17 protein-coding genes are annotated in these 22,230 nt (G+C 39.8%); 6 read left to right on the top strand and 11 right to left on the bottom strand.

Annotated features, from left to right (window positions below; translation table 11 throughout):
- Positions 1-17: 17 nt before the first annotated feature.
- From bamD to AACZ87_RS07710, 3 genes are all read right to left on the bottom strand, one after another.
- Positions 18-926 (bottom strand): outer membrane protein assembly factor BamD, encoded by a 909-nt coding sequence (gene bamD, locus AACZ87_RS07720; RefSeq protein ID WP_339866151.1) that lies wholly within the window; start codon positions 924-926, stop codon positions 18-20.
- A 67-nt stretch (positions 927-993) separates the two neighbouring features.
- The gene (locus AACZ87_RS07715; RefSeq protein WP_339866150.1) at positions 994-1,710 is read right to left on the bottom strand and encodes a T9SS type A sorting domain-containing protein; all 717 of its coding nucleotides are present in this window, start codon (positions 1,708-1,710) and stop codon (positions 994-996) included.
- A gap of 169 nt (positions 1,711-1,879) precedes the next feature.
- Entirely contained in the window at positions 1,880-3,520 is a 1,641-nt protein-coding gene (locus AACZ87_RS07710) for an OstA-like protein (RefSeq protein ID WP_339866148.1), read from the bottom strand.
- A gap of 48 nt (positions 3,521-3,568) precedes the next feature.
- Here AACZ87_RS07710 and tilS point away from each other — a divergent pair, with 48 nt between their 5' ends.
- The 5 genes from tilS (at position 3,569) to AACZ87_RS07685 (ending at position 11,019) form a co-directional block, all read left to right on the top strand.
- Complete coding sequence (tilS, locus tag AACZ87_RS07705) at positions 3,569-4,888, top strand: tRNA lysidine(34) synthetase TilS (protein ID WP_339866147.1); 1,320 nt, start codon at positions 3,569-3,571, stop codon at positions 4,886-4,888.
- Positions 4,889-4,891: 3 nt separating this feature from the next.
- Positions 4,892-5,407 (top strand): cyclic nucleotide-binding domain-containing protein, encoded by a 516-nt coding sequence (locus AACZ87_RS07700; protein WP_339866146.1) that lies wholly within the window; start codon positions 4,892-4,894, stop codon positions 5,405-5,407.
- A 145-nt stretch (positions 5,408-5,552) separates the two neighbouring features.
- On the top strand, positions 5,553-6,488 hold the full coding sequence (mdh, locus tag AACZ87_RS07695) for a malate dehydrogenase (protein WP_339866145.1): 936 nt from the start codon (positions 5,553-5,555) through the stop codon (positions 6,486-6,488).
- Positions 6,489-6,589: 101 nt separating this feature from the next.
- Positions 6,590-9,295 (top strand): hypothetical protein, encoded by a 2,706-nt coding sequence (locus tag AACZ87_RS07690; RefSeq protein ID WP_339866143.1) that lies wholly within the window; start codon positions 6,590-6,592, stop codon positions 9,293-9,295.
- Positions 9,296-9,363: 68 nt separating this feature from the next.
- Positions 9,364-11,019, top strand: a complete 1,656-nt coding sequence (locus AACZ87_RS07685; protein ID WP_339866142.1) for a mechanosensitive ion channel family protein — start codon at positions 9,364-9,366, stop codon at positions 11,017-11,019.
- A gap of 12 nt (positions 11,020-11,031) precedes the next feature.
- On the opposite strand, the gene AACZ87_RS07680 is transcribed toward AACZ87_RS07685, so the two are convergent.
- The 5 genes from AACZ87_RS07680 to AACZ87_RS07660 all read right to left on the bottom strand — a co-directional run bounded on the left by AACZ87_RS07680 (position 11,032) and on the right by AACZ87_RS07660 (position 18,548).
- Positions 11,032-12,639, bottom strand: coding sequence for a hypothetical protein (locus tag AACZ87_RS07680; protein WP_339866141.1), 1,608 nt, complete (start codon positions 12,637-12,639; stop codon positions 11,032-11,034).
- Positions 12,640-12,649: 10 nt separating this feature from the next.
- The gene (locus AACZ87_RS07675) at positions 12,650-13,804 is read right to left on the bottom strand and encodes a DUF4249 domain-containing protein (RefSeq protein WP_339866140.1); all 1,155 of its coding nucleotides are present in this window, start codon (positions 13,802-13,804) and stop codon (positions 12,650-12,652) included.
- A gap of 135 nt (positions 13,805-13,939) precedes the next feature.
- The gene (locus tag AACZ87_RS07670) at positions 13,940-15,094 is read right to left on the bottom strand and encodes a DUF4249 domain-containing protein (protein ID WP_339866138.1); all 1,155 of its coding nucleotides are present in this window, start codon (positions 15,092-15,094) and stop codon (positions 13,940-13,942) included.
- The gene (locus tag AACZ87_RS07665; RefSeq protein WP_339866136.1) at positions 15,094-17,829 is read right to left on the bottom strand and encodes a carboxypeptidase-like regulatory domain-containing protein; all 2,736 of its coding nucleotides are present in this window, start codon (positions 17,827-17,829) and stop codon (positions 15,094-15,096) included. Before AACZ87_RS07665 ends, AACZ87_RS07670 begins: the two co-directional genes overlap by 1 nt.
- Complete coding sequence (locus AACZ87_RS07660) at positions 17,826-18,548, bottom strand: hypothetical protein (RefSeq protein ID WP_339866134.1); 723 nt, start codon at positions 18,546-18,548, stop codon at positions 17,826-17,828. The genes AACZ87_RS07665 and AACZ87_RS07660 overlap by 4 nt, the downstream gene beginning before the upstream one ends.
- Before the next feature lie 111 nt (positions 18,549-18,659).
- Between AACZ87_RS07660 and AACZ87_RS07655 the strand changes: the two genes are divergently transcribed.
- Complete coding sequence (locus AACZ87_RS07655; RefSeq protein ID WP_339866132.1) at positions 18,660-19,565, top strand: sugar phosphate isomerase/epimerase; 906 nt, start codon at positions 18,660-18,662, stop codon at positions 19,563-19,565.
- A 61-nt stretch (positions 19,566-19,626) separates the two neighbouring features.
- Here the strand turns inward: AACZ87_RS07655 and AACZ87_RS07650 are convergent, their stop codons facing one another.
- The 3 genes from AACZ87_RS07650 to AACZ87_RS07640 form a co-directional block, all read right to left on the bottom strand.
- A complete protein-coding gene (locus AACZ87_RS07650; protein ID WP_339866131.1) occupies positions 19,627-20,652 on the bottom strand; it encodes a proline iminopeptidase-family hydrolase in 1,026 nt (341 codons plus the stop codon).
- Positions 20,653-20,908: 256 nt separating this feature from the next.
- The gene (locus tag AACZ87_RS07645) at positions 20,909-21,229 is read right to left on the bottom strand and encodes a hypothetical protein (protein WP_339866130.1); all 321 of its coding nucleotides are present in this window, start codon (positions 21,227-21,229) and stop codon (positions 20,909-20,911) included.
- Between the two features lie 188 nt (positions 21,230-21,417).
- Complete coding sequence (locus AACZ87_RS07640) at positions 21,418-22,053, bottom strand: hypothetical protein (RefSeq protein ID WP_339866128.1); 636 nt, start codon at positions 22,051-22,053, stop codon at positions 21,418-21,420.
- Positions 22,054-22,230: the final 177 nt, after the last annotated feature.

Here is a 22,230-nt window from a genome sequence, read left to right as displayed (position 1 = left end):
ATTATTTGATTATAGTTCTATTTAATTACGACTTTTTCGAGAGGCTTATTCTCCAAAGCTTTTGTTTGTTGATCTGCCAATCTATCATTGTATTGCTTTAGAAGGACAGAATGATCAGCCAACTCTTCTTTAGCATCCTCTTCAATTTCTTTCACTTTACCAGTGTAAGCACTGTTTGGATATTTACGATAAAATGAAGTCGCAAAACCCAACGCATCATTCAATCGCTCTTCCTTTTTAAAGAAAGTACTATTCTCAGCGTATCCTGTGCTCACTTCTACCAGCTTATAGGCAAGCTCTTCATTATGCTCACTTTCTGGATAATCTTTCATGAAATTCTGAAAGTTGATGATACAGGCACGATAGAAATCCCCTGGATACAGACCATCTTTCAACCTGTAATACATCGATGACTCCATGTATGCCTTCTGCTCAAATCTGCCTTGTAAATCAACTAGCATATCCATCGCCCGCTCATAGCTAGCAGAAGCAGGAAACTTGCTTACAAACTGCTGAATTGCAGCTACAGCTTCCTGAGAACTTTGTTGGTCGAGATTAGCATCAGGAGCATCAAGGTAGAGTGAATAAGCATTCATAAATAATGCTTCCTCAGCCAATGGACTCCTATTATAGGTTCTGAAGAAATTGCTGAAATACCCAGCAGCTTCGATATATCTCTTTGTTTTAAAATGACAATTGGCATAATTATAATCCGCCAACTCAGCCTTCTCACTACCTCTGATCACAGGTAACACCTTATCATACAGGATAATAGCCTTATTGTATTCGCCTTCCTGATAATATTTATTTGCTCCCTCGTACAGCTCCTCCCAATTGGTGCTTTTTTCAAGCTTATTGAAAGGGCCACAAGAACTGGCAGCAATGATAATAATCAGTAATAGAATGGATTGTACGCGCATTTTCATTTTCAAGACCGCAAATATACGGGATAATTATTCGGATTCAAATGGATGATTGCTGGACAGTCAAGTCTTACTTCTTGACAACGAGCTTCTTGGTCACAATATTTTTATTGTCCAAGAAAAGTGTGTAGAAATAAATTCCAGGATTGAAATCTGAAACGCTGATTAACAAGCTATTCCTTTCAGGATCAAGTTCATAATCCGCAACGGGATTACCTATGAAACTATTTATTGCTATTCTAGCCTTGACAGACTGATTTTTCAAATTATAATCAAATTGAGCAGTTCTCACACTTGGGTTTGGATAAACATCACTAAGTACAATATCCTTGTAGTCAAACTCATCGACTTTTACGGCAGGATCATCAACCTGATATCTCGCTTCCACCACAAATAAGTCTCTCAAATTACTCTCATTCACAAATGATAAATCGAAAGACCCCTTTGTCTCCACTATTCCCATCTCAAAGTCTAGGTATAGATCTGTCAACAACTCACCAGGCTCTAAGGTCAATTTTATTTTAGCCAAGTCTTTCTTAGGATCATAACACTGTTCTCCAATGCAAATTCTAACTTTTTGAGAAGAGCCTACATTTCCACGAAGGGTTTTTAGGAGATATGTTTTTGCTTGATTTGTTTCGTTCTGTAGGATGACCGTCTTACGCTGAGTAGTACCTAAATCTCCACGAAATTCTACTCCATCACTCAACACACGAACTTGTTGAGCCTCCACAATTAGAGGGACCAACAGCCACAGCCATGTAAAAAAAATGAGCAATCGTTTCATGTAAAGTTTTAATCTATACGCCTTCAGTAGTTGTAACCGTAATCAATATACGGACAAAATTAAGCCAATGACTAGCTATTCGAAGAAAAAAGCGGTTAAAATCTGTTAACCCTTATAAAATTTTTTACATACAACTACGTTACTGGATAGCTATACTGCCCCATACGGACTACAGAGTCTTTTTTTCTGGTTTCCAACCACGTTTTTGTAGTGATTTTTGGATTTCTTCCTCTGTTGGCAGAATCAATTCTACTTCAGGCTCATTAAACAAGTTTTCTGCGTCAGGATCTATTTCTTCAGGCTTTCTCCACGCATGTATGTCATCCATATCCGGTTTTTCTTCCAAACGCCAGGTAAATCCTTCAAGTCTGGAATTTTGCTCATTTATTAATTGAAAGGGTGTGAATTTCCCATCCGGTTTGATTCCATAGGTCACCCGCTGGATCGCTCCGTTTTTAAACCTTAACTTGATATTGGCACTGAGTGTTTTATTGACCCCTTGAGAAATTGTATCAGCTTGTAAAGCAAAATAGAGTGACTCTCCATTCCCATCGATATCAATCTTATCCATTTGCCCCTCTTCAAAATAGCCTACCATGGTTCTGCCTTTCATCTGGTTAAAATTCATGAGCGTATCCTGTGTGATCACAAATACTTTATCCTTCATAAACACTCGATCCAGCTCTTCATTTGCTATGTAAAAAACCATACTATCGGCAGTGATCTGGCTTTTTTGATTCCACATTACAGGATCTTTGAAAAGCTGAATAGAAGAATCAGAGTAATTATAAACCAATGAATCAGCGACTCCAGACAAATCGGTCTTCACTATTTTCACGGCTCTGAACGCAAGCAAATACTTCATTGAATCTGCCTCTCCATCCTGGGAAATCAATGAATCCGAGGCCATGTACAAGGTATCCTTTTCGAAATATCTTCTTACCAACGCATTGCCATAAACTTGGCTATACTTACGCTCTTCCCAATACTCGCCTACGTCTCCAAAGACCTCTATCTGTCTCTCTTTGTTAAGCACACTTACATCTTCTTTCCCCTCATAATAGGCCTCAAGTTCACTGTAATAGAGCTCTTTCGCTTTAATCCGGCTGGTCTCCGACTCTACAACTCCATCGAAAAAGCGAAACTTTTTACCTTCGGTATCATAAAAGCTTCCATTTTGTGCATCCAAAGTATTCCCGTCTTTAGACACTAGATTGGTCAATCCTTTTGTCTCTGCCGTCTTCGGTATTGTGAAATAAACCAGATCATTGGTTTTCATCGTGTAGTCGGGATTCACTAGCACTACATTGTTTTTGAATGTTATCTTTTCAATGCTCACTTCATAGGTCCCACGCTCACTTGTCAACACATTCACTGAATCAACCACTTTCCCGTCGTTGTAGTAATAGGCAATATTGCCTAGGCGATCATAATCCAAATACTCTGTATTCAACGTAGTTTTATCATTGGAGAAAACTACATTGTTTCGGAGCTTGGCAAGCTGCGTATTACCATCGTATTCTGCATATCTACTGGTAGTCTTCACGGGATCGACCTCATCCACTATTCTTACATTGCCGAAGAGTCGTGCTTTATTCTCTTCTCTAAAGAAATGCGCTGAGTCACAATAAATCAATGTGTTCTTATGCTTCATCTGTACGTCGCCCAACAACCGCTCGAAGCCTTTTGAACCTATAAGATCGCCAGCATTGTTAATAATCAATGTGGATTTTTCCTGTGCTTGAGACGAAAAGCATACTGCCCAAAAAGTCAGAAGGAAAAAGGTATTACGAAATAAGGATGAAGTCATAGCTGCACGAATGTGGGCAAAATTAGTAGAAAATGATATTTTTGGTCAATGGTTGACGCTTTTATCCGGCATATCCGGAACAAATCAATTTTAGATCCTTCAAAAACCTACCTTTTGGCAAGTAGTGGTGGTATGGACAGCATGTGCCTAGGCAATCTTCTTACCAAAGCAGATATCCCTTTTGAAATAGCCCATGTTAATTTTTTACTACGTGCTGAGGAAAGCGTTGGAGATGAAAACTTCCTGCGAAATTGGGCTCTTCACGAAGGCAAAACTTTCCATGTCCATCGTCCCGACACGTACAAGTTTGCTGCAGACAGAAACATTTCTACGCAAATGGCTGCCCGAGAGATTCGTTATGAATGGTTTGAGAAGTTAAGAGCTGAGCGTAAGCTGGACGGAATCATCCTAGCGCACCATGAGGATGATCAAATTGAGACTATTTTTCTGAATCTGCTTCGGGGTACTGGCATCGAAGGGATTTACGGTATGGCGGAACGAAGAGGCTGGTTGATTCGACCTTTGCTACCATTCGGTAGAGATGAAATCCGCGACTATGTGATAGAGAACCACATCGAATGGCGTGAGGACAGTACCAATGAAAAAACTGATTACAAGAGGAATAAACTTCGCCACATCAGTTTGCCGGCACTCTATGAGGTAGCTGAAGATTCTAAATCAAATTTGCTGAATAGTTTTGCAAGGCTAAAAGATACTGGAAAGGCATTTACAGCACTTTTTGAAAACTGGAAGCATGAAAAAATCAAAGAAACTGATGGTCTGTTTATTCTTGCTACAACTGATGTGTTGCGATCGACTGGAGCCGCTTCCCTACTCTATTTTTGGCTTCGACCATACGGCTTCAATTCTGACCAAGCCCAAGATATCTTGGAATCTTGCCAATCCAGTGATTCCGGAAAATTATTTGAAAGCACCACTCATTTATTGAATCTTGACCGAGACCAGCTAATCCTGGCACCTATTCCTGCTGATTTTGAGTCTATATCGATCGAGAAAAGTGACATCGAGTTCTTTTTACCCGAAGGAAAATATGAAATCCTGAAACTTGAAGGCAAGGAAGATTTAGATAAAACCCGTCAAAATGCCATGCTTGATTTGGAGAGACTTTCATTTCCCCTAGAAATCAGGACTTGGCAAGAGGGAGATAGATTTATCCCCTTAGGAATGAAAAATGCTAAAAAAATCTCCGACTTTTTGATAGATTTGAAAGTACCTGTAGTGAAAAAACATGGGGTGAAAGTATTACTTTCGGAAGGACAAATAGCCTGGGTTATAGGTTTTAGAATCGCTGATTGGGCGAAATCAACCGCTTCTACCCGAAAATTACTTTATCTAAAAAAACGATAAGCAATGCGGAATCCATTCTCTAAAACATACACCGAGGCTGAGGAGCAAATGTTCAATTTTCTTGGGCAGATCAAGTTTTTTGAGAACTTGAAAGAAAAGGAAATGGTGAGATTTATTCCCGCAATGCACCATCGAAAATATGTAAAAGATGAAGTGGTTTTCTTCAGCAAAGATCCGAGTCAGGCGCTTTATTTGGTGAAAAGTGGTGAAATCAGTCTTACAATTGATATCAAGGATAATTTCGAAACGATACTTGAAGTGAAAAGAGGTGAAGCATTCGGAGAGAACTCCCTACTTGAAAATGCCAAGAGAACTTACACAGCGCTGATTGTTTCGGACGAAGCAGAATTAATCGTTATTCCTCATTTTGCAATTCAGGAGATTTTTGATAGCAATCCCAAGATCAAAGCAAAGATGATGACTTCGCTTACAGAATATTACAACTTGAACAATCAGCGACTTTTCCGCTCTTATCGGGAATCCTTTGGCTTCTTCAGCCTCCGTCAGATGTTTGAATAACCTACTTCAAACATCCTATTTCTCTTTTGTCAAAAAATGGTAATTACTTCCAAAGTATTCTAGGCTCAGTTTCCAATCCTAGGCATTGTTTAATAACTTAGCGCCGCTTTTTAACGCAAAATTCTAAAAATAATCTATAAATCTAATGAGCAAAGTAACCGTAGTAGGAGCTGGTAACGTAGGCGCAACTTGTGCAGACGTATTAGCTTATCGCGAAATCGCTGAGGAAATTGTATTAATTGACATCAAAGAAGGCGTCGCTGAAGGTAAAGCACTAGACATTTTCCAGAAGGCACCAATCAATCAATACGATAGCCGTACCACAGGAAGCACAAATGATTACAGCAAAACTGCTAATTCTGATGTAGTAGTAATTACTTCCGGACTTCCTCGTAAGCCAGGTATGACTCGTGATGATTTGATCGAAACCAATGCTGGTATCGTGAAGTCTGTAACTGAGAATGTGATCAAACATTCACCTAATGCAATCATCATTGTGGTTTCTAACCCACTTGACGTAATGACTTACCAAGCGCATATCACTGCTGGTATTTCTAGAAATAAGGTAATCGGTATGGCTGGTATCTTGGATACAGCACGCTACAGAGCTTTCCTAGCTGAGGAGTTGAACGTATCTCCAAAGGAAATCCAAGCTATCCTAATGGGTGGTCATGGTGATACGATGGTACCACTTCCTCGCTACACCACTGTTGCTGGTATTCCGGTAACTGAATTGGTAGCTCAGGATAAACTTGATGCAATCATCGAAAGAACCAAATTCGGCGGTGGTGAGCTAGTGAAACTAATGGGCACATCTGCTTGGTATGCACCAGGAGCTGCAGCTGCGCAAATGGTAGAAGCAATCTTGAAAAATCAAAGAAGAGTATTCCCAGTTTGTATCAAACTAGAAGGGGAATACGGAATCGACGATTGCTACCTTGGTGTGCCAGTTATCCTTGGCAAAAACGGCGTTGAGAAAGTTTTGGAACTTGATCTTAATGCCGAAGAAAAAGCACTTCTTGAGACTTCTAGAGGTCACGTGAAAGAAGTGATGGAAGTTTTGAACAAACTAGGTAAGTAATCCTATCCAATTTAATATATCAGACCTGAGATTCTCTTGCATTTGTGAGGGTTTCTTAGGTCTGATTTTTGTAATATGCCGTCTGAATCATCCTTTTGCCTGTGAAGATCTGGAAAAGCCTACTTATACTTTTTATCACCATTCTCTTAGCCGGAGGAGGATTTTGGATCTACAAAACCTACTTTTCATCCCGTCAAATCAATAGCTTAGAAGTAATCAGCCAAAACGCTGTATTTGTCTTCGAAACCTATGAAGGTGCAAATCAATGGAATGCAGTCGTTAATGATCCTGTTTGGGAGATATTAAAAACCTTTCCTGCTTTTAACAGATTATCCGAACAACTCATCACTCTGGACAGCCTCAATGGAGGTTCGGGGGAAATCGCCAAATCTCTTAATGGCCAACAAGCCACAATCAGCCTTCATTCCACCGGCATTGAGACGTTCGAGTTACTTTTCACCATCAACCTAAGCCCATCAGCAGCGACAGATTTCATCGAAGAAATTAAATCCCGTATTCCTACTGGATCACGTTTCCAAGCCAGACAGTATTCTGAAATGGATGTACTTGAATATTATGATTCAGAAAATAATAGACTTTGGAGCATCTCCTTACTCGGTGATCTGGCCGTGATTTCCTCTTCTTCTTTTCTGGTCGAAGAGGCAATTAGATTTTATGTAAATGAAGACCAGTTAAGCTTTTTCTCTCTGGTAAAATCAATTCCTTATAATACTGAATCCGGAGGCAGACTACTTCTCGCCGGCAAGGGATTGGGAAGTCTGCTCAAAGGTGTGGGAAGTCAACGCGAAAATCCGGCAATCGCAGGACTGGAAATCATGCCAGGAGTGGCTGCGTTGGATCTGAGTTTGGAAGAAAACCGCATGGTCTTCAAGGGACCCGTGGAATATGGGGAGAATTTAAACTTCACTCCTTCCATTCAAGCCAACCTAGCTGCATTGGAGGAGGTGATCCCCAACAGCACCCTAGCTATCACTCAGCTGAATTTAGAGAGCATATACGAAACTCAGAAAATAGCCAATCGAGCATTTACTGCCAGAGCTACTTTTAGTGGAGAAATCCAGCGTAAACTTTTAGATAAAGGCTTCTTGGATAGCTTCACCGGTGAGCTATATCTCCTTGACTTAGAAATTTCTGGAGGAGTGGATCAAAATCTAGCACTTCTGGCTAGGACCAGAGATGCACAACTTGCGATTCAACAACTCAAAGAGTTTCAGGAAAGTGAAAGTGATGAGGGCTCAGACTTCTATGCTGGGCATGAAATACTTTACTTGTCAGAGGAGGATTTTCCTGCACATTTATTCGAAGGAAAATTCCCGGGCTTCGGACAAACCTTTATCACGTCAGAAAATGACGTACTGATTCTCACCAATTCCCAGCAGGCGATGAAGCTGGTTTTAGATGATATTCGCTCAGGGAGCACTTGGGGCAAATCTTCACGAGCACCTGAAGCTAAAAAAGATCTCAGTCCCACATCAGGGTTTAGTCGAATGTACCTGACGAATCAGATTTGGGAATCTTGGACAAAAAAAACAAATCCTTCCTGGAGTTCTTTTCTGCAGAAATATGCTGAGGCTTTTCAAGCTTTTCCATGGGTTTCATTCAAAGTAAACCAAATCCAAGAAAGGACTGAAGCTACGCTGAGTTTCCCTTACGACGGGGAATCAAAACCAACCATCGAAACGACTGATGCAATTTCACTTCAGCCGAGTAATCGAATTTCTTTCGATCAGCGACTGATTTATGGACCAAAATCCATCACAAATTATCAAGATAATACCGAAGATATATTGGTGCAAGACCAAAACAATACGCTCCATGTGATCAATTCTGCAGGTCAGGAGGTTTACTCAGAGCAGCTTTCTGGACCGATAGTATCAGATGCTTTCCAAATCGATTACTACAAAAATGGAAAGCTTCAGTTACTTGTAGCCACTTCAGAAAATGTATACGGTATCGATCGATTGGGCACGCCGTTACCAGGGTATCCTTTTGGCGTCAATGGAGAAAATATCACTCATCTCAATCTGGTTGATTACAGCAACTCAAAGGACTACCGCTTTTTCATCAGTACAGTTCAAGGGAATCTTTTTCTTGTGGATAAAACCGGTGAAAAACTGGAAGGATGGAATCCAAATAGGATTGGGGATAAAACTATTGGAGCACCTGCTCATCACAGAGTTCCTGGCAAAGGAGACTATATGGTCGCATTGACAGAAACCGGCAAGTTGCAACTATTCAATAGAAGAGGCGAAAGCCAATCTGGTTCCTCTGTCAAGCTTGGCGAATCCTTCAATTCAGGTTTGATTGCTTGGAGAGATCCAAGTTCACGGTCCACTCAGCTCGTAGGAATCACTAAAAATGGGGAGGTGATCCACTCCAATTTCAATGGTGAAATAGGATACAGAAATCAATTGGTCAAAAATGATCGAGACAGTGAATTCCTTCTAGTACCAGATCAGCAACAAAACGATTTTGTCTTTATTTCACGTCAATTTAACGAGGTAAGTGTGCTTGATAGAAGCGAAAAGCCACTTTTCAACACACGAGTTTCTGACGGAAATCTGATCTACCAGTATTTTGATTTTGGTTCTAAGAGACAATTATTTGCGATTACAGATCTTACTCAGGAGTTTTGCTATTTGTACGATTTGTCTGGAAACCTCCAAACCACAATGCCTTTGGAAAGCACTGGCACGATACAGATCACCTATCAATCCTCTTTGGGTCAATATTTAATCCGAACTGTAAGTGGTAATACGCTCACAGAATTCCAGCTAGCTGATTAGTCATACCCAGTTTCCCTTGGGCGACGTCTCCTGATTGGCTACCTTGCGAAAAATCACCAAAACAACCCATGCTGAAAAAGTACTCCCTGCTAATAATACTCTTAAGTTGGATTAGCACTCATTCTTTTGCACAGCTGATTACAGACAATCAGGACATTTATCAGATTGGCAATTCTGTCAATTTGAATTCTCCCTATCATACCACGCTTACCTTTTTTTATAATTTAGAAGAGGGCCATTACGAACCTGAAAATGCAGCTAAAACGCTGGATCTATCAGAAATAAAAGATCAAAATGGTCAACAACTTGCGGTAAAGCTGAAGCAAATTTTCGAAGGAAAAGGAATATTGATCCGAACCAACGAAATCCCAAATGAGCAAAACTATACCGATAGCTCATCCCATAATGATGAGAATATTTACTATTTAGATAAGCAAAAGCTCCCGGGAATCTTCCTACAGAAGAATGGTAATGCATGGAAATTCTCAGCTTTCAGCGTAAGCCAAATAGATGAGCTGCACTCGGAAACCTATCCCTATGGCACAGCGAAGCTCCTGAATATTCTTCCCAAAATCGGAAACCAAGAATACATCGGACTTCATCTTTGGCAATTGGTAGGCTTATTCATACTTCTACTATTAGTATTTCTTTCGCATTGGGTTTTCACGCTAGTCGTCGATAAACTCATTCTATACCTATTCAAAAGGTATGGATATGGCAAAGTTGGGGAAGACTATATCCTACCGGTGGCTAGAGTAATCAGCATATATCTGATCGTAGTTTTATTATCACTTTTCATACGGGTTCTTCAGCTTCCAATTGAGATTTGGTCCTGGATAGTGATCGTCATCCGTACACTAAAGCCATTCCTGATTACTATCATTTTCTACAAATTGGCAGATGTAGTCGCTGCGTACTTTACCAAACTAGCTACAAAAACGGAATCCACGCTGGATGATCAACTCGTGCCGTTGATGCGCAAAACACTCAAAGCTTTTGTAGTGTTAGTGGGTACGCTGTTTATCCTCCGTGATGGACTAAACCTTGATATTATTCCTTTCCTTACGGGACTTTCTATAGGTGGTGTGGCGATTGCTTTGGCGGCTCAAGACACGATCAAAAACTTCTTTGGCTCGGTCATGATTTTCATTGACAAGCCATTTCAGGTGGGGGACTGGATCACTTCAGGAGATATTGATGGGACTGTGGAAGAAGTTGGATTTAGGTCCACACGAATTCGTACTTTCCGAAATTCCCTGATGTATGTACCCAATGGAAAAATTGCCGATGCAGTTCTGGACAACCATGGTTTGCGTCAATACCGAAGATTCTACACCACGCTGACAGTGACTTATGACACCCCTCCGGCGCTAATAGATGAGTTTGTGAAAGGGTTACGAGAAATCGTTTTGGCACATCCTGACACCAGAAAGGATATGTTTCATATCTACTTCAACAACTTGTCTTCTTATAGTCAAGACATTATGTTCTATATCTTTTTTGAAGTTCCTACCTGGGGAGAAGAACTAAGATGCAGGCATGAGATTTTGGTGCAAACGGTAAATCTCGCAAATACGATTGGAGTTCGCTTTGCATTCCCTACGCAGACCTTGCATATGGAGTCTTTCCCTGAAAAGAAAACACTGGTACCAGAATACTCCGGCGGATATGAATCAAAAGTCGCAGACTTTGTAAATCGTGAGTTAAAGCGTAAAAACGACTAATTCAAATTCGGCTTACTTCACTTCAAAAGTTTTCATGTATTCTTTAGAAGCGCCTTGTGCTGTTTTTGTTACAACAGTGATCTGGTAGGTTCCTTTCAGGTCTGGGATTGTGATTTCAATTGAATTGTCCGAAGAAGTAGTCTCAGGGATTTCTGACCAATACAATACAGTTCTCCAGTCCATGATGTTTTTTTCTTGATCAGGAGAATCAAAAAGCGATTGTGCGGAGACGACTTTAGGCTGAATACCTTCATAATCAAGGTAAATCCCATTGGATGGAATAGGAAAACCTCCAAAGTCATTCTTGTAAGAACTAAAGCTCATTACCCCAGAGAACTTCTCCTCATTGAGGAAGAAGGTACGTTTCAAAATGTCTAGTTTTTTGAAATTAGCCGGATCAAACTCTGCTAGTAAATCCGAATCAAAAACTGGCAGCGCATCCACCAGCATAAGTGGATTACTATCAAAGCCAGCATCCATCACATCGTCCAATACGCGAAACTCTCTCTTCTTTTTAACAGTCTTGTTCCGTATCTCTGGCACATATTCTTTGATCACTGTAGCTACCGTTTCAAATCGCGTGTAATCGTCTAATAAATAAGTTTTATCTTCCAATAATCCTGTGACAACCGGAAATAACGTAGCATCAAATTCATTGACGAAATAGCCTTCTACTTGCCCTCCCTTGAGCAGCTCTTTGAGGTAATCTTGATCAGCAGGGCTAATTTCAAGCTCTGGAAAAATAAAATCACTTTTGAAATGTGTAACTGGCGCAGGAGAAACTATCCCGAAGTCCAGCAGGCTTCCATTTCCATCTGCCTGAGCAACCAAGTATTTCCAGTTTTTCATCCCGCCGGCATCAAAGAACATACTTCCGTCAGCATCAGGGCGATCAGTAAAAAGTGCAGACTTTTCACCATGTAAAGACAAGTAATAGAGCTTGGTCGTGTCTACAGCCGCTTCATCTACTCTGGCCTCTATCACGTGACCGAAAAGCTCTGGAACCAAGCTGTGCTTCTCCAATGACCCATATGCAACAGCGGAAGAGATCATCCCCTGAGTACTCAAAAATGGATTTGAAGCAGCTACACTCACTACATCCAATTCCGTACTAGGTGGTAACTCGATTGTCAATTTTGAGCCAGGTGCATTCACCTTATTTGAAAGAACTATCTCACTCGAATTTTGGACCTGAACACTTTTCTTTCGCTCAGAAACAACTGTTGGGGGAACAGTACGATTAAAGATTGTGATAAATTGCTGAACTAATCCTTCCTCCAAGTTCTGATATGGACTTACCCGAGTGAATACACGCAGGAGATAATTGTCCGACGGAAGATTTGTAGGAATCAGCAGAAAATTAAAACTTCTCCCCTCTTCCAATGGCATCTTTGCAACTGCCACAGATTCATTGTATCGATTGACCAATTCTGCATAGATAATTTTGGACTCTGAAGGAGAATCTCCCCTCATGGCCTCACTGGCTATCCACACGCGCTCACCTCCAAAGTAAACAGTTTTTGGAATGGAGAAGTCCACTCTTTCGCCCGTTGATTCCTGCGCAAAGCTCACTTTACATACACTCAGGAATAAAATCAGTAGTATAGAAAATTTATCCATTTTGGTCATATCAATCTTCCCAGAAATCAGGTTTAACATTTGTTCCTCTCAAGGTACAATCAGCACATCGCCTTACAGCTCCCCTAAAGCCGATAGGGTTTGGCAAATTTTCATCAGATATTGGCAAGACTGGAATAAAGTTGCCATTCCCAAATGAGGTGCCGTAATCAGCAATCAGCACTGTATCAGCTTCTACTATGCAATCGTAGTATGCTGGTTCTACCGATCTCCAAGGCGAGACTTCTCTCACATTAATAAATAGTCTCTTCTGCTTTACAGTCCCCAAACTGACATATCCCACTACTGGCGCATCAGGATTTTGATCATTTTTAATATTACCGCTAATATTTGAAGGCAACGGGCTGAATATTGAGCCTATGTCATTTGTGTTTTTTCGAAGGATTTCCCAAAACTCAGAAGCTTTTTTATCCAATGCCTTTTGAGAAATCAGGATACTGTAGCGATTAGATAGCTTTTCATCATTTTGCAAAATCTGTGTGATTGCCTGTCTAAAAACAAATTGATCTTCAAATTTAGAAGAGGTCTCCAAAATCAAATCCGAATTTACTTCACCTCTGTAACACAAGTCAATTCGATCGTCAGGTCTTCTGATAATAATATCTCGAGTGTCCGGATCATATTTATAAGGTGTAGTGATTTTCGGGCTGAAGGCATAGGTTTCTTCAAAAGTCCATAGAAAATCATCTGCATTTTCATCCCCCTTAGTAGTCAGAAAGATCTCTACTCCTAATTCATTTTTCACAAACCCCACATCAATAATATCCGGAGTTATAATCGGTTTTAAAATCTCTGACGTATAGCTTTTTCCGTCACTTGTAGCGATGTAAAGCCTATAATTTTGATCTTCAGGGATATCATATTCAAATTCAAACTCACCAAATCCCAATGAAGTCAACGGATAATCCTCCCCCGATTCTGATCTAATTGACACTATTGCATTTGGATAAGTCGATAAATATGAGTCATCCGTTTGGATATTTCTAGTGTAACTGAGTTTCAACTTACTGGATAAACCATCGGTATCTAAATACCCCTCCACTACCAAAACAGTAAGGTCAGCTGGTTCGATTTCAGGATCGTATGGCTCTCTACAAGCACTGAGTAGTAGAAGACTGATAAATATTATTAAAACTAATCTATTCATCAGAAGCGAAAATTGTAACGATTAAACGCAAATACTTCAAAAACACTCACTAACTGTCGGCTTAACTGAAGACCTTTTATAGCGGTGTGATAGCAAGGATTCTGAATTGCAGCATACATGTGTGTAATACGCATATTAATCCTCCCAGAAATCAGGTTTCACATTCGTTCCTCTAAGGGTACAATCAGAACAGCGCCTTGGAGTCCCTTGGTACCCTATCGGAGAAATAGCTCCATCTGGAAAAATAGGAACGACTGGCACAAAATTTTCACTTGCAAATGACTGTGCATAATCAGCTCTCATAATGGTGTCAGGCTCGACAAAACAGCTATAGTAAGCTGGTTCCACTGCTCTCCACGGGATTACTTCCCTTACATTAATAAATAAGCGCCTTTGTTTGATAGTACCCAAACTAACAAACCCTACCACGGGTGCATCTGGATCTTGGTCATTCTTTATATTACCTCCAATATTTGAAGGTAATGGGCTAAAGATAGAACCTAAGTCATTTGAATTTTTGCGCATGATTTCCCAAAACTCAGACGCCTTTTTATCCAGCGCCTTTTGTGAAATCAAAATACTGTAACGTACGGAGAGCTTCTCGTCGTCCTGCAAGATTTGAGTAATCGCCTGTCTAAAGACAAACTGATTTTCAAATTTTGAAGAAGTTTCCAATATCAAATCAGAACTAACTCCACCTCTATAGCACAGGTCAGTTCGCTCATCAGGATTCCTAATAACCACATCCATCGTCTCCGGATCGAACTTATAGGAAGATGGGATTTTTGGTCTAAAAGCATAGGTCTCCTCATACGTCCAAAGAAAATCATCCGCATTTTCGTCTCCCTTAGTGGTCAGGAAAACCTCTGCTCCAAGCTCATTTTTCACAAAACCCACATCAATGATATCAGGAGTAAGGATTGGTTTGATCAGCTCCGAAGTATAGCTTTTCCCATCAGTGGTGGAAATGTACAGCCTGTAATTTTCCTCCTCAGGGATATCATACGCAAATTCAAATTCCCCATCACCCAATGACGTCAATGGATAATCTACACCAGCTTCTGATCTAATCGAAACTATAGCGTCTGGATAACTAGGCGTAAAAGAATTCTCCGTTTGTATATTTCTGGTATAACTAAGCTTGAGCTTACTAGGTAATCCTTCGGTATCCAAATACCCCTCAACTACTAATACAGAGAGATCGGCCGGTTCAATTTCAGGATTATATGGCTCTCTACATCCGCTGATGAGTAGTATAATCATGGCCGCTAATGAGACTATTCTATTCATCAGAAACGGAAGTTGTATGTGATAAATGGAATTGGCTGAGCAAAGATCGATAATTGGTAGCCTCTCAATTGACCTTCTACTGGGGTGTAATACACTGAATATGGATTACTTCTTCCCAAAAGATTATATACTCCAAGAGACCAAGATGAATGCGCCAGCTTTTTAATCTTATGGCTTCCTTCGATGTTTACAGAGAAATCTACTCTGAAGTAGTCGGGAATTCTGTAAGCATTCCGCTCAGAGAAATAGACCCGTTCAGAACCTGCATAATCAAACTTTGAGATCGGAAGCGTAATAGGTCTTCCGGTACTGTAATTCACTCCCAAAGAAGTATTGACACGCTTGCTCAACTCGTAATTGGCAGTAAGAACCAAATGATGAGGCTGATCATAACTGCTGGAATAGAAATCCCCATTGTTGATTTTCTCAACGCTCGGATCATCCGATGTTTTCATCAGCGATCTAGAATAAGTATAGGCAAGAGATCCTTGCAGTACACCTGTGCTTTTCTTAAGTAGTACTTCCACACCATAGGCTTTTCCATCCGAGTTCAGGACGTCTTGCTCTATGTTTTCATTTAGAATAATATTAGCTCCAGACCGATAGTCCAGCAGATTTGCCATGTATCGATAGTAAACTTCCGTAGAGAACTCAAGTCTATTTTTAGCTAGATTTCGATAATAGCCCAACGACGCCTGTCCGCCGGTCTGAGGTCTGATATAGGTATCACTCAATTTCCAGGAGTCTGTCGGAGATATCGAGGAAGTATTAGACAATAAATGAATGTTCTGCCTCATGGTATTAAATCCACCTTTGATGGAAGATTTATTATCTAAAGTATACCTAGCAGAAACTCTAAATTCAGGTCCATGATAAGTTTTCACCGTACTTCCCTTATCAAAGTTTTCTACTCCGATTAGATTGCTTTCAGTGATCGGAGCTCCATCGACATACTGATTAACTGACATTGGACCGAGTAATTGATACAGCATGTATCTACCTCCATAGCTTACCGATAGATTTTCAGAGATAGTATACTCATCACCGAAGTAGATAGAAACCTCACGGGCACTTTCATTGTCCAGTTCCTTTTCGATTACAATAGATTCAGCCCCATAAGGCTGATTGAGTCCTGGATTGAGGGAATATTGAATCCCATGCAATCCAAAAGTCAAGATATGGTTTTCATTTTTTCGGTATTCAAAATCTGACCGTAGGAAGAGTTGGTGAACATCGAAGCTGAATTTGAAGGAATTAAGCGGGTTTTCTATCCCAATAATTCCAAATTCATAATTATCACTTCCTACTGTGAACTTGCCTTCCAGTTCATCATTGAAAAAGTGCTTCCATCCCAGTGCGACATTCATATTTTGATAGGAATAAGTAGTATCCGGATCAAATCTAAAATCATCTTGACTTAAATAAGCGGTAAGCTCCAAGGAATTCTTTTCATTGATAGTATGCTGAATGTTAGCATTGATGTCATAAAAAGTGATTTTACTATCATTCAAATCAGCCTCATCGTCCAGGAGATTCAACGCCCAATCGGAATACGTAGTCCTTCCCCCTACTATAAAGTTTGTCTTATCTCCAATGGGTCCATCCAAACTCAATCTACTCGTGAGGATCCCGATACCACCTGATCCACCTATTTTTTCTGACCTGCCAAACTTAGGATCGACTTGCAATACGGATGAAAGTCTACCTCCATAATTAACCGGAATTGAGCCTTTGTAAAGTTCCACACCACTTACTATATCAGCGTTGAATGCGGAGAAAAACCCAAATGCATGGGTAGGATTAAAAATCGTAGAATTGCCATATAAGATCAAATTCTGATCCGCTGCGCCACCTCTCACATTGAATCCAGCGGTAGCCTCACCTACTGTATTTACACCAGGCATGATCAGAATACCTTTCAATACATCCACTTCTCCCAATACTGCCGGCAGTCTTTTGACCTCAGCAATAGTGATGGACTGCACTCCCATATCAAGCTTATTGACATTAGATAATGCTCCAGAGCTCACCACTACTTCGTCAAGTGAAAGGATAGTTTCTTCAATACTCATATTAAAAACCCCATCACCTTTCAGGTCAATTTGACGTTGCTCCTGGAAGCCACCTATATTCTGAACCCAAATCGTATGTCGCCCTTTTGGTAGTGTTAACTGGTATTTACCGTTTTGGTCGGTCGCTATTTGGTTGTAATCCACCTTCTCCAAAACTATTGCTCCGTTCATTGGCTTACCAGATTCTATACTGGTCACGACTCCACTTAATACCGCTGTTTTGGATTGAGGGTTGTCGGAAGATTTGCCTATAGTAAAGCGCTTATTTTTATCAAAAGCACTTAAGGAATCCCCAGCGTTTGCCAGATTATCTTGTCTATCTTGAACTATAAAGTAGTCCTTCGGAAATTCTACCTGTATTTTATCCCCTTTACTGATCCAGATCCGATTGGATGAATCAATTGAATAGGTCAAACCCGTTGCTGCAAAAACCTGATTCAGGATCATTACAATATCCGAGTTGTTCGCCTGCAGGTTGACTTGAAGATTTTCCACATCCTCCTTTTTATAAAAAAAACTGTAATCAGATTCAGATTCAATTCTCTCGGCAAATCTTTCAAATGAAACCCCAAGGTACATTCCTGAGAATTTTTGGGTGGTAGTCTGAGCTTTCAGTTGGCCAAAAAAACAACTAACTAAAATTAAGAGTAGTGCTTTTTTCATTCTACAAAACCGTTAAAAGGTTCAGCTTTACTCTGCCTAAGTTTAGCTACTTCCAAAATATATTTTTGCTTATCCATTGAGAAATACAAAGACTTGCCTTTAAAATTTCTATTTACTTCCCGCTTATTCAACCCTAAGCTTTTGATTGCCTGCTTCTTTTTACGGATTAGGACAAATTCATCGTTGTGCCAATAGAAGTAGTCGATTTTCTCCACAAATCGATGGGTGAATTTCCCTGTTTCCTTGATAGGATCTTTCAGTTTGTAATACTTGATCAACACTTTAATCTCGCCATCTTCCAGAACCCGATAAAACCCATTTTTGTGATGGGAATAGGAATCATTTCCGTCAAATTTCCTAAAGAGACTACCATCCTTAAGTTGGAACTCTTCTATTTTATCCGAATTAATTAAAATCTTTTGACGGTGTATCGGATGAAAAGTAATGACTACATCCCCACTTTCATCGTAAATCAACGGTACCTCTGTGTACTTAATCTTATTGATCGAAAGTGCTCCATCTCCAAAAGTACGATCCAAGTAATAGGGATCTCCTTCATAATTCCTCGGAGGTTCCTCATATTGCCCGCCTGTGATGAGCTCTTGAAAATAGGGAAGTTGTTCCTTATAAAGGGACAAATAAGTCTGCGACTGTCCAAAGGAACTTACAGTTCCTGTAAAAATCAGAAGCAGAAATGTGAAAAAGGTTATTTTTGGCATATTAGTATTACTATACTAGAGCGTATTAATCGCTCTTTTATACGGAATAATTTGAACGGCAAATACAGTATATAAATGGGTTAAGCCCTTAAATTTTTAATTAAACCTAAAATGAAAAGAAGAAATTTACTTAAGTCTATTGCACTTGGGGCGGCGGTTCTTCCTCTCGCTCCAGCGCTTGCTTCCACTACGAAGAAAAAGGAAGCAACGATACAATTTTCATTAAACACCAGTACGTTACGTGGGCAAAAGCTTGATTTACCCCAAATCATTGAAGTAGCTGCCAAGGCAGGTTATGATGGCATTGAGTTATGGATTGCTGAAATGGAGGCATACCTCAAAACCGGAAAATCTTTGGCCTCCCTTAAGAAGCTGTTCGACGATGCCAAAATAATCCCAGTAAATGCAATTGGCTTTGCTCCATGGATGGCACAAGATTCAGAGAAAAGCAAGGCGGGGTTTGAGCAAATGGAAAGAGAAATGGGCATGCTGGCAGAAATCGGGTGTAATCGAATTGCGGCTCCTGCTATTGGAGCCACGGACCCGATAGATTTACTTGCTGCCGGTGAACAATATGCAAGCTTATTGAATCTTGGCAGGAAAACAGGTGTCATGCCACAACTGGAATTCTGGGGGTCTTTTGCTCCATTTCATCAGCTAGGTCAAGCATTGGCCACTGCCGCTGCTGCCAACGATCCAGATGCGAGGATACTTCCTGATGTTTACCATTTGTTCCGGGGTGGCTCTGGGTTTGAAGGATTGAAGCTCGTAAATGGAAATGCCATCGAAGTGTTTCACATGAATGACTTCACCAGCAAGCCACGATTGGAGCAAAAAGACAGTGATCGGGTATATCCAGGAGATGGAATAGGCCCTATGAAAGAAATAGCCGCTACGCTAAAAGCTATGGGAGGAAATAAATTCCTTTCTCTCGAGGTTTTCAACGAAACCTACTGGGCTCAAGACGCTCAGGAAGTAGCGAATACAGGATTGAAAAAAATGAAGCAATTTTTTTAAGTCTATCGAAATCGAATACAACCAAAAAACCCTTTCAAATTGAATCTGAAAGGGTTTTTTCTTAATCTTCCTTTTTATCTACCTCTTTCAAAAAAGATATCAGACCTGGAAAGAAGTGTTCTGGATCATCGTACTGACTTAGGTGACTCCCATTGGGACACAGTAAAAATTGACCATTCGGCAATTCCATTGACATCCACTCTAAATGCGCTGGATCCATGGTGTCATGAGTACCTGCAATGACTAACGTGGGAACAGTGATTTTCTGTAAATCTGCCTTTCTATCCCAGCCTGCTAACGAAGCTCCGGGAGTAATCCCAAATTCGCTATACCCCTGCATATAAACATAAACCTCAGGATTCACCTCTCCCATCATCTTGTTTATATCCGCAGGCCATTCATCTGATGGCTTGCGAAGTACATGATAAGGATAGTGATGCTCACCCAGCAATTCCATGTAGCGGGGATTTTCGAAGTCATTGTTCTTCTCTATTTCCATCAGCTCAGCAAATACTTCTTGAGGCATTTGAGGACCTAGAACTTCCTTAGCATATTTTTCATAGTCATCTAGGCTCGCCATCATATTGGAAATGATTAATCCTTTGAGATTTTCCTGATGCTGGAGCGCATATTCAATTCCTAGCATTCCTCCCCAAGATTGTCCGTAGAGGTAGAAATTTTCCTTATTTAATCCCAGTGCAACTCGCACTTGCTCCACCTCATCTACGAAACGGTCGATTGTCCAAAGCGTGGAATCACTGGGTTGATCTGAAAATGCCGATCCCAGCTGATCGTACCAAATAAACTCAATTCCTTCCTGCGGCAGAAAGTCTATGAAATTGGAATACTGCTGATGAGTCATCCCTGGTCCACCATGAAGTAGCAAGACTTTAATGTCAGGATTTTCACCTACTCTCTGAGTATACACATTGAATTCTCCCTTTGGAGTTTGTATTGGGATCATCTTGATGCTTTCCTCAAACTCTTCTAAAGTTGATTCTGATTCGATAGACTCAGTTTGATTTGATGCTTGACAGGACGAAAAGATAATTGCTACTGAAAGAACTAGAAACCAACCCGTTTTCATAAGTGAGCCATTTTGTGAATTGTTAATCTAGCAGAAAGAAATCATAGATTCAACTTGAAATGAGCTTGATTTTCTTCATAGGATACGGTAGCTTCTTAAAGCTACGACCATAAAAAAAACCAAGCCTCTCGACTTGGAATTTTTATTCTTCTGATTTTATACTTCAGCTTTTCAAACTTTCTCTATCCAGTCCACTCTTGTATCCTTCCAAGCTCTCGCATTAGCTGAAATCGTTTCAACTTCAATCAAAACCCTTTCAAATCCCTCGCTTACCTGTTACAATTAGTGGTTCTTGAAATTGAATACAGTCTACCTTTTCAAACGTAATCATGGGAACCATACTTTTTACCCCTTCAGAAAAATTATCCTCTAAATTTTCAGAACCAATCATTTTAAAAATTACGGGAAAAACTATCAAACAGCCTTTATAAGAAGTTAAATCAATATCATCCAAACTTTTTACAAAACCCAGTTCAAGCTCCTCCATGATTGGACGAATTTCACCATCTGCATTTTCATATTTTGAAATTTCAATCTCTTCGTTAGTAGAAACATAAATCAATAGAGTATACCCCATATACTTTCTATTAGATTCTGCTGGCTTAATTTTTAAACAAGATTCTTAATTACACTAGTATTGAAATCTTGACTGATAATAGTTTTTGAAATAATTTGAGAATTACAGACCCAAGCAAAATTTAAAATGAAGGCGAAAGTTAAAAAGCTACGCACGGTATTAAGGTAATTTTTGACTTGATTAAATTATCAAATGACGACAAGGTTATCGGCAAATAACACCTTGAAGAGTTCAGATTTATAAATATTTTTATCGTAAATCACCAAATCTTCAATAGCAACGGAGGCAAAGAGATTGTTAAACAGCACATAATCAGGGTAAAACACTTTACTAAGCTCCATTAATTGTTGGGCTTTTTCTATTTGAATTTCAGAATAAGGAAAATAACTAATAAAAGGATTAATTGATTCTTTGGAATATTCTCCAATCGAAGAAGTAAATTCTTTCAAAGGAATTAATCCACTTGTCTTTTGACTAGTAAAATATATGCCAATCAATTTTCCAATTTGACTCAAACAAAATCCAAGTCCCAAATTATTATCAAGAACAATTTCTACTTTAAATGAATATACAAATGCCGTAGGAGTACGATCAGTCACTCTTAGGAATCCATCAAATCCTCTAATTCTTGAAATAAAAGAACTCCAAGATTTTTCCAATTCAATTCGTCCATTTGCTAACTTTTCAAAGTTCCTCTGTGTCCTTTCGATATCGAATTGGTCTCTTTGATTGATTTCGATAAATTCCTCATCGGTTTTTGCATAAAGATCATCTCTATGCATTGGATAAGAAAAATTATTAAGTTCTTCTCGATAGAAATTCATTGTTTTCGGTTTGATTACGAGCGTTTTATCGAAGAATATTTCAAATTTAATTGACTAGTTGAAAACTGGACATATGCTTAAACAGCGTCAAATTATGGTTTAACACATAACTAAGAAAGTAAAAATGTAAAATTAGTAAAACAAAAAACCCAAGCCTTTTGACCTGGATTTTTCAGA

It is taken from the genome of uncultured Algoriphagus sp. (genome assembly GCF_963974365.1).
Taxonomy (GTDB): Bacteria; Bacteroidota; Bacteroidia; order Cytophagales; family Cyclobacteriaceae; genus Algoriphagus.
Note: the sequence above shows the minus strand (reverse complement) of the source record. Positions and strands in the feature narration are given on the sequence as shown.

Coding starts and splice junctions, on each gene's coding strand:
- bamD (WP_339866151.1), bottom strand. CDS start 926: ATGAAAATGCGCGTACAATCCATTCTATTACTGATTATTATCATTGCT.
- AACZ87_RS07715 (WP_339866150.1), bottom strand. CDS start 1,710: ATGAAACGATTGCTCATTTTTTTTACATGGCTGTGGCTGTTGGTCCCT.
- AACZ87_RS07710 (WP_339866148.1), bottom strand. CDS start 3,520: ATGACTTCATCCTTATTTCGTAATACCTTTTTCCTTCTGACTTTTTGG.
- tilS (WP_339866147.1), top strand. CDS start 3,569: ATGGTTGACGCTTTTATCCGGCATATCCGGAACAAATCAATTTTAGAT.
- AACZ87_RS07700 (WP_339866146.1), top strand. CDS start 4,892: ATGCGGAATCCATTCTCTAAAACATACACCGAGGCTGAGGAGCAAATG.
- mdh (WP_339866145.1), top strand. CDS start 5,553: ATGAGCAAAGTAACCGTAGTAGGAGCTGGTAACGTAGGCGCAACTTGT.
- AACZ87_RS07685 (WP_339866142.1), top strand. CDS start 9,364: ATGCTGAAAAAGTACTCCCTGCTAATAATACTCTTAAGTTGGATTAGC.
- AACZ87_RS07680 (WP_339866141.1), bottom strand. CDS start 12,639: ATGGATAAATTTTCTATACTACTGATTTTATTCCTGAGTGTATGTAAA.
- AACZ87_RS07675 (WP_339866140.1), bottom strand. CDS start 13,804: ATGAATAGATTAGTTTTAATAATATTTATCAGTCTTCTACTACTCAGT.
- AACZ87_RS07670 (WP_339866138.1), bottom strand. CDS start 15,094: ATGAATAGAATAGTCTCATTAGCGGCCATGATTATACTACTCATCAGC.
- AACZ87_RS07665 (WP_339866136.1), bottom strand. CDS start 17,829: ATGAAAAAAGCACTACTCTTAATTTTAGTTAGTTGTTTTTTTGGCCAA.
- AACZ87_RS07660 (WP_339866134.1), bottom strand. CDS start 18,548: ATGCCAAAAATAACCTTTTTCACATTTCTGCTTCTGATTTTTACAGGA.
- AACZ87_RS07655 (WP_339866132.1), top strand. CDS start 18,660: ATGAAAAGAAGAAATTTACTTAAGTCTATTGCACTTGGGGCGGCGGTT.
- AACZ87_RS07650 (WP_339866131.1), bottom strand. CDS start 20,652: ATGAAAACGGGTTGGTTTCTAGTTCTTTCAGTAGCAATTATCTTTTCG.
- AACZ87_RS07645 (WP_339866130.1), bottom strand. CDS start 21,229: ATGGGGTATACTCTATTGATTTATGTTTCTACTAACGAAGAGATTGAA.
- AACZ87_RS07640 (WP_339866128.1), bottom strand. CDS start 22,053: ATGAATTTCTATCGAGAAGAACTTAATAATTTTTCTTATCCAATGCAT.